At 44.6% G+C, this 15,156-nt stretch carries 11 protein-coding genes and 1 pseudogene; 7 read left to right on the top strand and 5 right to left on the bottom strand.

Translation table 11 applies throughout. The annotated features are described in order from the left end of the window. Positions 1-153 precede the first annotated feature (153 nt). Both MJB10_RS08250 and MJB10_RS08245 read left to right on the top strand, forming a co-directional pair. Positions 154-1,992: a cache domain-containing sensor histidine kinase gene (locus MJB10_RS08250; RefSeq protein WP_314803355.1), complete on the top strand. Its 1,839-nt coding sequence runs from the start codon at positions 154-156 to the stop codon at positions 1,990-1,992. Beyond that, positions 1,976-3,583: a response regulator transcription factor gene (locus tag MJB10_RS08245; protein WP_314803353.1), complete on the top strand. Its 1,608-nt coding sequence runs from the start codon at positions 1,976-1,978 to the stop codon at positions 3,581-3,583. Before MJB10_RS08250 ends, MJB10_RS08245 begins: the two co-directional genes overlap by 17 nt. A gap of 142 nt (positions 3,584-3,725) precedes the next feature. Here MJB10_RS08245 and MJB10_RS08240 read toward each other — a convergent pair whose 3' ends face one another. The 3 genes from MJB10_RS08240 to MJB10_RS08230 are packed head-to-tail and all read right to left on the bottom strand — an operon-like array spanning position 3,726 to position 7,284. Beyond that, positions 3,726-5,597 carry an FAD-dependent oxidoreductase gene (locus MJB10_RS08240; protein WP_314803352.1) on the bottom strand — a complete coding sequence of 624 codons (1,872 nt, stop codon included), beginning with the start codon at positions 5,595-5,597 and terminating at the stop codon, positions 3,726-3,728. Further along, positions 5,575-6,435 (bottom strand): hypothetical protein, encoded by an 861-nt coding sequence (locus tag MJB10_RS08235; RefSeq protein ID WP_314803350.1) that lies wholly within the window; start codon positions 6,433-6,435, stop codon positions 5,575-5,577. Before MJB10_RS08235 ends, MJB10_RS08240 begins: the two co-directional genes overlap by 23 nt. Positions 6,436-6,450: 15 nt before the next feature. Next, the gene (locus MJB10_RS08230; protein ID WP_314803347.1) at positions 6,451-7,284 is read right to left on the bottom strand and encodes an AraC family transcriptional regulator; all 834 of its coding nucleotides are present in this window, start codon (positions 7,282-7,284) and stop codon (positions 6,451-6,453) included. A gap of 113 nt (positions 7,285-7,397) precedes the next feature. On the opposite strand from MJB10_RS08230, the pseudogene MJB10_RS26685 reads away from it, so the two are divergent. Next, positions 7,398-7,466 (top strand): annotated as a pseudogene (locus MJB10_RS26685) (AraC family transcriptional regulator); the annotation flags it as partial. A 321-nt stretch (positions 7,467-7,787) separates the two neighbouring features. Here MJB10_RS26685 and MJB10_RS08225 read toward each other — a convergent pair. After that, positions 7,788-7,994: an ATP-binding cassette domain-containing protein gene (locus MJB10_RS08225; protein WP_314803344.1), complete on the bottom strand. Its 207-nt coding sequence runs from the start codon at positions 7,992-7,994 to the stop codon at positions 7,788-7,790. 399 nt (positions 7,995-8,393) lie between these two features. Here MJB10_RS08225 and MJB10_RS08220 point away from each other — a divergent pair, with 399 nt between their 5' ends. The 4 genes from MJB10_RS08220 (at position 8,394) to MJB10_RS08205 (ending at position 13,255) form a co-directional block, all read left to right on the top strand. Next, positions 8,394-9,365: an ABC transporter permease gene (locus MJB10_RS08220; protein WP_314803342.1), complete on the top strand. Its 972-nt coding sequence runs from the start codon at positions 8,394-8,396 to the stop codon at positions 9,363-9,365. Between the two features lie 17 nt (positions 9,366-9,382). Continuing rightward, a complete protein-coding gene (locus MJB10_RS08215) occupies positions 9,383-10,240 on the top strand; it encodes a carbohydrate ABC transporter permease (RefSeq protein WP_314803340.1) in 858 nt (285 codons plus the stop codon). A 79-nt stretch (positions 10,241-10,319) separates the two neighbouring features. Continuing rightward, the gene (locus tag MJB10_RS08210) at positions 10,320-11,885 is read left to right on the top strand and encodes an extracellular solute-binding protein (RefSeq protein ID WP_314803338.1); all 1,566 of its coding nucleotides are present in this window, start codon (positions 10,320-10,322) and stop codon (positions 11,883-11,885) included. Positions 11,886-11,950: 65 nt separating this feature from the next. After that, on the top strand, positions 11,951-13,255 hold the full coding sequence (locus tag MJB10_RS08205; protein ID WP_314803336.1) for a DUF4832 domain-containing protein: 1,305 nt from the start codon (positions 11,951-11,953) through the stop codon (positions 13,253-13,255). A gap of 92 nt (positions 13,256-13,347) precedes the next feature. Here MJB10_RS08205 and MJB10_RS08200 read toward each other — a convergent pair whose 3' ends face one another. Continuing rightward, positions 13,348-15,129 carry an S-layer homology domain-containing protein gene (locus MJB10_RS08200; protein WP_314803334.1) on the bottom strand — a complete coding sequence of 594 codons (1,782 nt, stop codon included), beginning with the start codon at positions 15,127-15,129 and terminating at the stop codon, positions 13,348-13,350. Positions 15,130-15,156 lie beyond the last annotated feature (27 nt).

Below are 15,156 nucleotides of genomic sequence, written 5' to 3'. Positions count from 1 at the left end.
CTTTTGGATACAAGCTTATTATAGAAAATCAGAGTCCAAGAGTAGAGGCCTTTTCCATACCAATGTGTATCCTCTTTTGCTTTATCCTGTTTATTGCATCCAAAATGACCTAACTGATAGTATAATAGTGCTATTACTATCACATCCCGTCGAATGGAGGCGAAAGAACTGAAAGTAAGATCCTTCTTATCCTTCCTGAGGACCAGTTTCTATGTCAAAATGATCCTTATTATGCTGCTGGTATCGGTCATACCACTCATCACCCTGTCTTTTCTTGCTATTTCATTGTTTGAGCGTACATTCGAGCGCCAGCTCAACCATGCCAATTATCAGGTTGTTAATCAAGTAACCGAACGTATTAACGTGATAACCGACCGCATGCAGCAGATAAGCTTTCAATATGCCGTCATGCCTACAATCAATAACGCGCTGTCCCCCTATAAATCCGTCTTCGACGGAATTGAGAAGATGAAAGAGCTTCTCGCTACCTTTGATACTGGACTCCCCATTATCGGAGATGCGGACGCGTATGTATTATATCGACATACGGATAGCTCTCTTTTAGCAACTAATGAAGCTGTCACTTCCTTGGACAACTCCCGCTACCGGAATATCGTTACTGATTTTATAGAAAAAGGGAAGTCCTTTGTCCTGGATAATGTGGATAAGCTGCAGGTGGATCCTGTTCTCCTAAAGGACCACTCTTATTTTCTCCGTCGTATTCCCACTGACCCTACAAAGGAGTTGAGCGGAGTGCTGATTATCAGTGTACATAACCAAACCTTCAATAAACTCATCCAGCAAATCCAGATCGGCCCGAAATCCACGTTTTGGATTACAACACCGGATGGCAATGTGGTTGCAGCCTCACAAGATAACAAGCCAGCCTATATAGACCGGAAACAGCATATGAAGAGCATCATTCAAGTATGGGAGGAAAATGGGAGACCTGAGTATTTCTTTAATGGAGATCACATTTTAGCCATTCAGCAATCCGCTGGGCAATTCCCATGGCTAGTCATATCCGAAGTGCCTACTGACGAGTTGCTGAGCAGCAGCAGAACGATTCGCAGTACCTTATTTATCTCATTAACCCTACTAATAACCATTGGTCTCTTTAGTATTTTCTTCTTCGGTTATTACCTTTACCGTCCATTGCAGAGAATTAAGCTGCATATCAACGGTTTCAAGTTGGGGGATTTCAGCCGGCGCTTACCCGTTCAGAATCGCAATGAGATCGGCGATCTGGCCATGCTGCTAAATACGATGGCTGCCCGCATGCAGGACCTGATTACCGAACTGAAGGAAACGGAACAGGCCAAACGCAAGCAGGAGATTCGCGCACTGCAGTCTCAGATTAACCCTCATTTTCTATACAATAGCTTAAACTCCATCAACATGCTGGCGATGATGAAGGATTATTCGACAATCCGTGAAATGATGAACAGCCTGGTCTCCTTGCTCCGTTACTCTATGGAGCACATGGAACAATCCGTTCCCCTTCAGATGGAGTTGGATTATCTCCAGAAGTATGTACGGACCATGCAGATCCGGTACCGCAACAACTTCCGTCTTGAATGCGTTATTGAGCCCAAGCTGCAAGCTATGAAGGTGCCTAAGCTTATGCTCCAACCCTTGATCGAAAACGCCATCCAGCATGGAATTTTGGCTAAGGAGGATTTGTCTGGAGGCATTATAACCATATCTGCCGCTTACTGGCAAGGTAGTCAACGCATAATTTTGACCATATCGGACAACGGAGCTGGTATGAGCGATTCCAGACTAAGTGAGATTCAGGCCCTGCTGCAGCAGCAAGGAAACGATGACAACATCGGGCTGAAAAATGTTTCCGACCGGGTCCGGTTGGTATTTGGATCTGAGGCCTCTTTTACAATTGATAGCACCCCTGGTACCGGTTCAGTGATTCGGATCATATTACCAGAAGAAGAGATCGCATATGAGGAGGAACAAGGGGATGACGAAGTCCTATAGGGTAGTCCTTATCGAGGATGAAGAATTGGCTCGTGAACTATTCAAGCAGTTAATCAACGAATCAAACGGCGTATTTGAGGTCATTGGCGAGGCGGCTAATGGCAAAGCAGGATATACCCTTATTCAGAGCCTGAAGCCGGACTTTGTGGTCACAGACATCAGCATGCCAGTCTGGACAGGTTTGGACTTAATTCATGAGATGAAGCAAACGATGAAAGAGCTTCCGCAAACCATTATTCTGACCTGTCATCAAGATTTCCACTATGCCCAGCAGGCGGTGCACCTAGGCGCGTCCTCCTACTTGCTTAAAGATGACTGCTTGTCTGATACAGGGCTTTTAATTCGTACCCTGATCTCCCTCGTTCCGAGTGTTATCGATCATGCCGAGAAGCAGCGCAAGCAGGCCGAGCTGGAAACAAAGCTTAGAACCAATGAGATCAGCATTAATCGTAACTCGTTACTGAGCACCATGCGAAAATCCGCGAAGGAATGGCAATCCTATCTCTCACAGACGCTCCGTGTCCCCATGGACAATTCCCATCAATATCTCTTCTTGGTTGAATTCGACCGCAAGTCCTTGCGGTTTATGGAGGCGGAGGAGCCAGAACAAAAGCTATGGGAATTCGCCGGGGTGAACGTGCTACAGGAGCTGCTCCAACAACACGGCTACGCTAACGTGGTGGCGGTCAACGTGTCCCGTTTCTTGTGTATATGTGCACTTACGAAACATGTTCCGGAGTTAGCTTCTGATATTTCAGACAGCTTGAACCGATACTTGAAGATCAACAGCTTTGTACACTGCCACCAAGCTGTTACCTCATTAATAGAGGCTGAGCAGGCTGTGAAGCAGCTGCTGAAGGAACATCTGTTGTTCTTCTATGAGCCTCATAAGATAACCGTGCATCCACAAATGCCGGAGTCCCCTCATGAACTCATGTCAACAGACCAGAAATCCGACTGGTGCAAGATTCTGAGGGAAGCTATGTACAGCAGCACTCTGTTAGCAAATGAGATGAAGCATTTGGCGGAGGAAGCTCGCCAGAAGCAGTGGCGGCCACAAGACATATTAGGCATTTGTACCGAGGTTCTTCTAAACATAAAGCTTACGCAATCCGAATCCGCAGGCTCATCTCTGAGATTGCAAACACTCCTCCACCATCTAGGCACGTGTCAAACCATGAGGCAGATCGTAGACGTCATGTTGCTGGAATTCGCCAGTCAAAATCAGAAGACAGTACATTCTGCTGCGGAGCAGGTTGTGTTGCAGAAGATTGAACTAATGAACGCCGATATGAGCCAGTCGTATTCGTTGGAGGAGATGGCTGCGTCCGTTGGATACAGTGCTCCCTATTTCAGCCGTACCTTTAAGAAGGTTGTCGGAGAGAATTTCTCACAGTACTTAATGCATATTCGGATCCAGAAAGCAAAACAACTGCTACTCACTACCGACATGAGGACTTTTGAGGTTTCTTATCAGGTGGGTATTGAAAACTATCGGAATTTCAACAAAATTTTCAAGAAAATTGTGGGCATGAGCCCGAATCAATATCGTATCTACGGGAAAACAACTATGGAAGATCAAAATATATGAACGCCGCCCAGGTAGCCAAGACTGATCAAGTTAGTTCCGTACTCAAAGTGAAAAAACTTAAATAAAGACAGAATATCTGATCTCAATCTGATTCTCTGTCTTTATCTTAAGCTATTAAATCAAGATGCCATATCTTCTTTCTCTACACCGCGCAGCCCCATTGAATGAAGGCTTGACGTATCCATTCTCGTACTTTGGTATCCATGATAAATTTGATCGCTGAACTGCCTTTAAATGAAATAATTAATGAACCATCTAATCGTGAAATAAATCGATTAAACACCTCATAAATGAGTGATCGGGTTTCAGGATGTGCTTGACCAATCTTCGTCATGGCAACAAGTGAATACGAAGCATACTGGAAATATAGTTCTGTTTCATCCGAGATAAACTCTCGATTGGCATCCATAAATCTTAAATTTTCACCACGTTCTTCAAGAATCTGTATCAATTGGGGAAGAATCTCCTTATCTCGCATCTTTCCTAATAGATAAATGGCTGCATAGCCGCGAGCTTGATTGTATTTACGGCTCGTCTTCGGCACATAGGGGTCCCTTTCTACGACCATCTGTCGCAAAAGCGGAGCAGCATGGTGATCCCCGATTAAGCCAAGGGACAGCGCGCTATGACGTTGCAGCTGATGATCTGTGTCCTGTTTTACCCATGCTATGAGTTTGTTCTTTACGTGATCTCCTAGTCTCTTAGCTGACCAGATGGCAACGCCAGGCTTGTCACTCGCCAATCCCGCCTTGATGTCGTCCTCCGCTGTTAACCATTTCACCAGAGGGTTTGTTTCATCGGCATGAGAAAGTGTTTCTTTGAAAGCAACCCTCTCATCTCGTTTCAGACAACCCGTATCCATAAGTAATTCGGCAAGCTCCGAATAGGGCACGTCCCGTACCGATACATTATGTTTAATAGCTAGATAGACTGCGTTAGCGGCCGCTTCCCCGGACTTCTGCATATCCCGCTTCATTCGGATACAAGAGGCCATGTCATGGTCAACTGCAAGACAGCGCCCAGCAACCATAAGTCCTCCGAATCCTTTGGGAATGAGCGCACCCAGCGGCACGGGCACAGTGAAATTATAGCCCCATAAGCTGCTGGCTACCGTCCAATCCTGCTGAAGTTCACTTTCAAAAGCAACATCCTTACTATGATTATCTGCATTGGAATAGGCGAAGAATATAGGCTTATCATCATAATCTTCCCGCATAAATTTATCGAATGTCACATTCTCTTCACCAACAATGAATTGTCCTTCACGAACACCGAGCAGTGGAGCCACCTTTAAAATCCGCTGTTCCTCACCATATTGAGCCTGCAGATGAGTAGACAGTATCGCAGAAGAAACGATGGCCTGTGACATACTTTGAGGATCATGTGGAACAACGTATCCCGAATCTGTATAAACAAAGTGTATTCGCCCATTTTCCAGCTTGATTAGCACATTGGAAAATGGCTGCGCCTGGCCATCAAACTCACGCCCACCCCTAAATTCGCAAGAGAGCATACGGCAGACATCACCTTCACCGGTAGCATCAATCACAAAGGAAGCTGTCGCATTCAAAATACCTCGAGGAGATATCCATTGTATGCCTCGGACAACTGAACCCTCTGCCCACACACCTGTAAGTGTGCTATCATAGCTCAATGTTGCCCCAGCCTCCAGAGCAGCTTGCTCCAGAAGAAGCTTCTTCACTTCGCCGTTTACTCCTGAAGACGGGGTATACGCGAGCTTTTCCATAGCTGCCACTTTCGTGTCTAGACTCTCCATCTCACCGCCTCTTGAGCCGAAATAGTAACCAAGCACGCCACCAGCTGTACCTGTTCCTCCCATACAAGTAAGCCTCTCGATGCCTAAAACCTTGAGTCCCTTCCTAGCCGCACTAATCACCGCTGCAGCTCCTGCAGTTCCGAGACCAACAACAATGACATCGTATGTCTCAAAAAAAGAATCTTCCGCGGGAGGTACTTGTGTCAACACACCATTAACCTTTCTGGATAGCAGCATGGGTCAATTCCTCCTTGTTTATGAGAAACATATATCCTTGATCTAGAGCTTCAAGCGGATTTTCGAATCCAATGGATGGCAGCCAGTTCCAGCCTTTTTCCAATTCAAATGGTCCTGCGGGAACCTTCATCTCGAATTGGTCGGCAACCGCAGCAAGCGTGTAACTCGACCATTCTTTCGGTCGAGATGCCCAGAGATCATGGAGCATTTTGCGAGCTTCAGGCCACTCGATTTCAGCATCCAATGTGAGCTTTACGATAATTTCAGTTGGAAATCGGCCATGTACGATCGACATCTCCTCATGAAATGGTTCTGGGGTATGCGCATCGTTCTCTGCATGATGAAGATACGCATTTAAGCTCTTTTTGTCTGTAGAAGTATATAAGTTTTGTGGTGTAGATAGCCGAGTCGAAGTTGTATCTAGGATTTCGTTGACGTGAATGGTTTCAAGGCCTCCAGAGTGAAAGATCTCCACCTCAAACCCACCTTGGGGCAACCTTTCAACAGCCAATATTTCGGTCATAAATTGGACGTGCAAGGCTTGATCGTGGATGTGTTTACATAGGACAGGGTGGACACCAGGCAAGTGAATGGTGCCGTCCTCCCCTAGTAAATTTCTATCCAACATTTCTTCCTGCAGCTCCCTGGCAAATGTGGAGTTTGGGAGCTTATCCCGCGCCACACCAGGATGGATAGCTCCTATAAACTCATGCCCTACACTGGAGGATCTTTCAACAAGGAAGGCATCTTTTCCAATTGCGACTCCAGCGCCGATACCTGCGAAGCTTGTTCCACATATCAGTAGTGGGTAATGTCTAGTTTTACGATGATGGGACAAATTCACCACGCTCCTTTACTCTTTCCGATATTCTCTAGGGGATAGCCCGACCTCACGCATAAACATTTTGGAGAAATAAAGAGGATCTTCGTAACCAATTTCTCTAGCAATCTCTGAAATAGGCGCATAGCTGCTGCGGAGAAGGACTTTGGCTCGATCTAACCTTACTTTATGAATATATTGCACATAACTGTAGCCTGTGTATTTTTTGAATAGGACAGAAAAATAGCTCACAGACATGGCACATTGCTTCGCCATCGCATCCCTGCTCATCGGGTTGTGGAATTGCTTATTTACATACATCATGGCTGACTTCATCAGCTCATCTGACTTCGTATCCGGCAAATGCTGTTGGCCTTGCATCCCTTCAATGTCCGACAGCAGCTCTGTCAAGGCTATCCGCGATCGCCATTCATAGCCAGCCTGCTTTTCAGTCCACATGTGGTAAAGCTTGCGAAACCTCGCTTCAGCATCTGATGCTGAGGCCAGCTCTGTCACATGAGGAAGTGGCAAACCTGTTTTAGCCTCCTGTATGCTAAGCTCCATACCCTCCCATTGCATCAGACGATAATCGAAATGAATGGCAAGATAAACAAGCGGCGCCTCAAGAGAAGACGTCATTCGGATGGAACTCCCAATTGGTGACAGCTGATAGAAACAACCCTTCTGTAAGGGATAGACCATATCTCTAATTTCGAGCGTACCGCTTCCACTTAAAATAAAACCCATGTTACACACCTGTGTAGCCGTTCGAACCGCTTGATAGTCATTTCCCTGCCAAAAGTTTTCATCGCGAAGCAGAATAGCATTGATCTTCGGTATAAAGCGATTCATAAAATCTTGATTCATCTGATTCCATCCTATCCGGCCGAATATGGAGAAATGATTTACTGTACAATTCTTATTATATTCTTATTTTATAAATATAAAATGGATAATACATTCACAAATATGGTTGATCGTATTATTTTAGAAAAATCTTTAAAAGACTTGTTGGGGTTAGTCCGAATCAATACCGTGAAAAACTCTGAACTGAAGCCTCTAGTTATTTTCCCAGTTGAAAGAAATATATTTTCCCCTAAACTTAAAACTTTAGAAAATGAAATCATTTTTTCATTATTTATATTGGTGAACTGCGCAAACAATAACATTTACTAGACCCCATTGTTTTCTAATTTTAATCGAAGTCAACAAACAAACCTAGAACGAATAATGTTCTAGGTTTGTTATTAATGTATATTAATACGAAATTATGCATAACATCAGATTTATCGGCGGATCGCCAGCCAACGTGCGAGCAATCGCGACACGCTGCTGCTACCCGTCAGACAACTCCGAAGGAAACTGTTAAATCAACGGTAACTCCACATTGATTCCTTCAGTGCGTGAATATGCTTTTCGTCAAGTGTATAGATCCCTTCGTCGGACACGTCTAGGCAACCGATAATGTTCATCAACGTGGACTTACCTGAACCTGACGGCCCCATAATGGCGACATACTCGCCCTGCACAATATCTATCGAAATGTCATCCAGCGCACGGATCGTCTCTCCACCCATGAATTAAGATTGTCCCGATCGAGATCAAATCTTCCAGATCTTCTCCGGTATTGTCGAATTTTTTGAGGATATAGACACGAAGCAAGGTAAAAAAGCATTCAACTATGCCCCCAATATATTTTTATGGAAACAAGGGACTTAACTTTTTAATTAAGGCCATGCAGCATCTCAATCGCTTTCTTTTCCAATAACAAGGGAGATAGTCACTCCTTATAACGTAATCTAAAGCTCAGTACGATTCTATCAAGATAACAATAACTTAGAGCATACTTCAAACGATTTATCTTAAATAAACACCATCAATGTTGTGATGTTGTCGTTTCCGACAGAATCCGAGCACTATAAAATAAAGCCAAGGACAACAGCTATAGATAGATTAACGATAGGATAGGGTGAAAAATGACAACACAAACCAATTCGATTTCCAAAATGCCATTCGTAAAACCAACCGTCCGTGCAAGCAAAACCAAGAAGATCTTGCTGGCCCTGTTCAGAGACCGGTATCTGTACTTACTAGCTATACCCGGCATCTTGTACTTCCTTATTTTCAAGTTCGTACCCATGTGGGGGCTTATCATTTCCTTCCAGAATTATTCGCCGTTTCTAGGAATACTCCACAGCCCATGGGTTGGCTTTGAACACTTCCAACGGTTGTTCGGTAATGAGGACTTTAAAATCATCTTCCGCAATACACTGGCAATCAGCTTTCTTAATCTCCTGTTGTTCTTCCCAGCACCAATCGTATTATCCTTGCTGTTGAACGAAGTGAGTAGCTCGGTTTACAAAAGGTGGATTCAAACCGTGATCTACTTCCCGCATTTCCTGTCTTGGGTAATTATTGCTGGTATTACATTCATTATGTTGGGCCAAGCCGATGGTTTGGTAAATGAAATCATTGCTTACTTCGGAGGCGAGAAGATTGCCTTCCTCTCTGAGCCCAAGACCTTCTGGCTGTTGTTGGTTGTGCAAAATATTTGGAGGGACGCAGGCTGGGGAACGGTCATCTTCCTGGCTGCAATCACCAGTGTAGATCCAGCACTGTATGAATCAGCAAGAATGGACGGAGCCAACCGTTTCAGACAAATATGGCACATCACGCTGCCGGGCATCAAGAATGTCATTATCGTTCTTCTGATCCTTCGCATCGGACAAGTTATGGAGGTTGGCTTCGAGCAAATCTATCTGATGTCCAACGCACCTGTCGCAAGCCTCGCGGACGTATTCGATACTTATGTTTATCGCAACGGTGTCCGGGCAGGTCAATTCAGCTATAGCGCTGCAGTTGGATTATTCAAATCTGTTATTGGTTTAATCATGGTCTTGTTGGCCAACCGACTGGCCAAAATGTTTGGCGAAGAAGGAGTATATTAAGAAAGGGGTTAAACAACGTGAAACGCCATGTCTCCGAATTGATTTTCGAGTACGCCAACTATATCTTTCTATTCATCATAGGAGCAGCATGTATATTCCCTCTCTATTATGTATTTGTCGTTTCCATTTCCGATCCGATTGAATATTTGCATAGTAAACTGCTGCTCTTCCCTACGAAGATCACGTTTATTAATTACAAGTATATCTTCTCCACTCCGCTCTTCACCCGAGCAACTGGGGTTTCCGCCTTTTTATCTACGGTAGGGACCGCCATGAGTATCATTGTTACATCGGCACTTGCCTATGCGCTATCCCGTAAAAGAATGCTGGCGAGAAAATATCTGCTGCTTGCCATTGTATTCACTACATTGTTCAATCCGGGGCTAATCCCGAATTACCTGCTCGTACGCAATCTGGGACTGATCAATCATATTTGGGCATTGATTATTCCAGTCCTTAGCAGCGGTTGGAATGTACTCCTGTTGAAGAGCTTCTTCGACAGCATTCCGGAGAGCCTAGAGGAAGCAGCTATTATTGACGGATGCAATGACATCCAAGTATGGTTCCGGATTGTTCTTCCCTTGTCCTTGCCTGCTCTGGCGACATTCAGCTTATTCTTCGCCGTTGCTTATTGGAATACATTCTTCAATGCGATTATGTATATCAATGACTTCAAGAAATGGCCGCTTCAGATTGTTATGCAAACCTTGTTGATTGATTCATCAACACAGTCCGCTTACAATGAACAAATTGCCAACCCACAAGCACTCAAGATGGCAGCAGTCGTCATTGCTACGACGCCAATTATGTGTGTGTACCCTTTCCTTCAGAAGCACTTCGCCAAAGGCGTCATGTTAGGTGCAGTAAAAGGTTAGCAAGCCGCATTATCAACCGTATTTTAGCACTATGTTCCCATATAGCTGTTAGAATAAATACAAAAAGGGAGGCACCACAATGAAAAAAAATATCTACAGAAATGCCGCACTCTTAGCTGTAGTGACAACTTTGACAGCAGCATCTTTGACTGCATGCGGAGGCAGCAACAGCAATACCTCAAGCTCTTCTTCTCCTGCAGTAACCAAGAAGGAGGATCCAACTCCGATCTCGATCATGAGCGTATTCTTCAGTGTTGGACCGATCGGTGCAGATAATGTGATCCTGAAGGAATATGAGAAGCGTACCAACACCAAGCTCAACATTAACTGGGTCAGCGGCAACAACTATGCTGAGAAGGTGAGTGTCGCACTAGCATCTGGCGAGATGGCGGATATGACGTTAGTTCTGGACACTGAAGGTCCCAACAGCTCATTGATGCGGGGCATGGTTGCCCAAGGCGCTTTCTGGGAAATCGGCAAATATTATAAGGATTATCCGAACCTAGCTAAACTGCCAGCGGATATTTGGAACAACATCAAGATGGGCGATGGCAAGATCTATGGACTTCCTAGACCTCGTCCATTGGAAGGCAATAATGCTGGACAAGTGAACATCCGGAAAGACTGGTTGGATAAGCTGGGGTTGAAGGTGCCAGAGACAACGGATGATCTTTACGAAGCAATGAAGCAATTTACTAACAATGACCCTGACGGCAATGGTCAGAAGGATACCGTTGGTTTAGTGTCCAATATTGGCACGAATGATCTTGGCGGATTACGGCAGATCGTCAACATCTTCAACGCATCCAACTACGATTGGAAAGTAGATAGCAATGGCAACCTGCAGCACATGTACACCGAGCCGGGCACCAAGCAAGCGCTTCTCTGGCTGCGTAAAGCCTATGCTGAGGGCTTGATTCACAAGGATATCGGCGTACTGAAAGGCACTCAAGTGGTTGAAATTGAGCAATCAAACAAAGCTGGCATCGGATTTGACCCCCTTTCCCAAGCATGGACCGTGGATGAAGTGCTCCGCAAGACCAACCCAAAGGCGGAAACCTTGCCACTGGTTGCTCTCTCAGGTCCGAACGGCAAATTCATTGGACGTAACACCGGCGTATACGGAATGTTCATGATTCCGAAGTCAGTTCCTGAAGCCAAGATGAAGAAAATTCTGGAGCTCTACAACTACGGTCTGAGTGACGAAGGCGACGAACTGGGACGCTACGGTCTGCCTGATGTCCATTTTACAAAAAACGGCGACCTCTATGTTACCAACGATCAAGCGAAAACAGATGCTTTGACCACCATGAGCAATATCTTCTCCAAATTTGACAAGTATCAACTTGCAAAACAAGGCAATAAGATTCCTGCGGACTATGTAGATAGAAACAAAAAGATTACCGATGAAAGATCCAAGGTTAGTACTTCCTTCCCGGTCTCTGGTGTTATGTCTGATACAGAGATGAAAATTGGCGCCGACCTTGGTAAGAAATATGTAGAAAACTTCATGAAGGTTATGTTGGGCAGTGCTCCGATCGAAGCATGGGACGATTATGTTGCCAAGCTGAAAGCAGATCCGGAATATCAGAAGATGATCAAGGAAAAGAACGATTCTTATAAAGCAGTTAACGGCAAGAAATAGTAATGAAAAACGCCATGGCAAATGATTAACCATGGCGTTTTATCATGTCTAGGAGGAGATACTCAATGATCAAAATTAATATGCAGCTAGCTCGTGAACCAGTAATTAATCCAGGCAAAGGCTGGGTATTATACGGAACAGAAGGCTTCTACACTGAAGGAGTTGAACCCTATAACGGGCACAGTGAAGAAGCTTGGAATCTTTGTTCGTTAGGTTACATGCGTTATCATTGGTGTGATCTGGAACCAGAAGAGGGAATCATTCGGTGGGAACTTATTGAAGCCCCCTTGCGGGAATGTATTCGGAGAGGAAAACGCTTCGCATTTGGTTTCATGCCAGCCAACAGCTGTACCGTATTACAATCAGCCGTACCGGAGTATGTATTTCAAACTGGTGCTGGATATACGACTTGCCGCACAGAAGACAATCTAAGCGACCTTCGTAGTGAGCAGAAAATTCCAGTATGGGATGACCCCATTTATATGGATAAGATCCATAACTTTATACTTCAATTGGGTAAACGATACAATGGACACCCCGACATAGAGTTTATCGATATCCGAAATTACGGCAACTGGGGAGAGTGGCACATTGAATTTTTGGAGGGAAGCTTAGAACCGCCTGAGGAAAGCTTGCGCGAGCATATCCAGATGTGGACCGACTCCTTCCCCTCAACCAGGTTAATTCTTCCCGTAAATGGGTCAGAGCCTACCTCCTTGTCAGAATGGGCTGTACAGCATGGGATTGGACTCCGCCGAGATGGCATTATCGTGTTGCCAGAGGATCATAAGGCTGTTCTACCTTCCTACGGAATTGCCCCTTCTGTTGGGGAATTTTATGGTTGGTACAGTTGGCTGATAGCCAATGGGAAGTGGAACTCCCAGAAACTTCGAGAAATTGTTGATGAGGGGCATTTTACGTTTATGGGTATGGGCCATTGGCAGCAGGACGGTACCCGACTTCTTAATGAAAACCGTCAGCTTCTATGGGAGCTGAATAATCGCCTGGGCTATCATTTTGTAGTAGAAGAAGTGGTGCTACCTTCTGAATGGACTACTGATTTTAACATTCAAGTACGATTAATTAATAAAGGCGTTGCCCCGATCTACCGAAATGCCATATTAAAAATCGCAATCCTGGACCAAGCTAATAACGTTCTAGAATCTTATGAGCACGCAACCTGCAACCCCAGAACCTGGATGCCAGATGAAGTAGTTTCATTTGATGTCCAAACGCAATGGAAACAGGAAATAAACAGCTGTAAGCTTGCCCTCGGCTTGTTTACTTCCTGGGAACAACTTCAACCGGATATTAATTTTGGTAATGAATGCGAATTTTGCAATGGGTGGTTGGTCTTACATCAATATTAACGTAGCATCGTATCACAATAACGCATAATGAAGCGGCCAAACTCCTTGAGGGCATAAAGGAGTTTGGCCGCTTTTCAGCAACAACCATTGTACTACTTCGTATATACCTGATAGAGCAGCACTGCAGCTTCGGCTCTAGTTGTTGCACCAACAGGACGAAGCTGATTGCCATCTCCTTGAACGATTCCTGCTTGGACAAGTGCTGCAATTGATTTTTGTGCATAAGAAGCAATGTCCTTGTGATCCGTAAACGCGTTTAGATCTGCCTTTGAAGATGACTCCTTCAACACTCCTTTGACGATCATGGCTCTGGCAAGCAGACTCATAAGGTCCTGGCGTGTAATCGGCTGCGATGGGTTAAATTGATTATTTTCATCTCCATTTGCTATACCCAGTGATTTGGAAATTTGTACAGATTCTGCATAATACTCATCTGGGGGTACATCATCGAAATTGCCCTGACCATCAGCTGTTAATCCCAACGTTTTTACTAGAAGAAGAATAAAATCTGCTCTGGTGATTAAGTTGGCTGGACTAAACTGGTTCTCTGAAGTCCCTGTAATAATACCTTTGGATGCCAACACTTCGATCTGACTTTTAGCCCAACTGTAGTTGACCAAATCAGTGAAGGATTTAACTTCATATCCAATTCCATACTTGCTAAAATGTGTCGTACTAAACGTAACCTCACCCGTTATAGCGTCGTATTTGCCTGATGGCACCTTATTAACCTGACCCTCTCCATCAATATACCAAATGGCAATATGCTCAGAATGCTTTAATTCTTCTGCTGTCGGTGTGTATTTAATAGATACAGTAACTGGCACTTGATTATTCTTCCATTCAACCTTTCGGCCATCCAACATCATTGTGAGCTCAATAATCGGTTTGTTACCCAATTGTTCTTTGACTGAATCTTTTAATGTGGATCTATCCCCTTTACCAATGACAATTTCGACTTGCGATGGAGTACCCAAAGACTTCGCTGTTAGCATATTGTCAGGAATCATAACCTCACCCAGCGAGGTTTGAATTTCAACATTTTGTTTGCCTGTTCCCGATTGAAAAAACTGTGCAGGCAAATCTAGCGAATAGCTATTAACCCCCGATACTGGCTGTACTTCAACAATGGCTGTCTTACCGCCGGAAATCTCTGGGGTTATTTGGCTTAGAGCTTTTGAAATAGACGCTTGGCTGATTACCGATTTAGCTGTATCTCCAGATACAACAGGAGTCACATAAATCGTTGTTCCGACTGGTGGGACTGGATTTGCCGGTGGTGATGGTGTTGATGGTATTGATGGTATTGATGGTATTGACGGTGGTGATGGTGATGGTGATGGTGATGGTGATGGTGATGGTGTTGCTGTTGGCGTTGGCGTTGCTGTTGATTCGCTCCCAATTGTAATTGAAGCAGTTAGACCTGGTGTGAGGATTGATGTAGCAAGATTATTATCCACGTTCATATAACGTTCCCAAGTAACAGATGCAGTTCCACTCGCACCTTTTTTAACCGAGAACGTTAGTACGGTTAATGCCTTCGTGCCATTCTCCACAGGTGCATTGCCCATCTTTGTAAATGCAAACACTAGCTCACTATTTCCTGCTACGGGCGGGATACTAAAGCCATTCAGAAGTGTTGTTGTCGCCGAGATGAACTCGAGCTTACTGGTGTCATAAGAAAACTTTGTTTCAAATGCATACATGTTTGTTACGTCCCCAGTTGCTGTTACAGAAAAAGTCCCTTCCGGAGCAACTTTTGCGCTGCTTGTCGTTAAAGTAAATCCAGGCACACCTGCGATGGCAAAAGCAGTCACTGAGAAAGCACATGAAATTGTAAAAATGAGGGCAATGAGAGATGTTATATATTTCATTTTCTAGAACCCCTTTATTAAGAATAG

Origin of the sequence: Paenibacillus sp. MBLB1832, from assembly GCF_032271945.1 — a bacterium.
Taxonomy (GTDB): Bacteria; Bacillota; Bacilli; order Paenibacillales; family NBRC-103111; genus Paenibacillus_E; species Paenibacillus_E roseopurpureus.
Note: the sequence above shows the minus strand (reverse complement) of the source record. Positions and strands in the feature narration are given on the sequence as shown.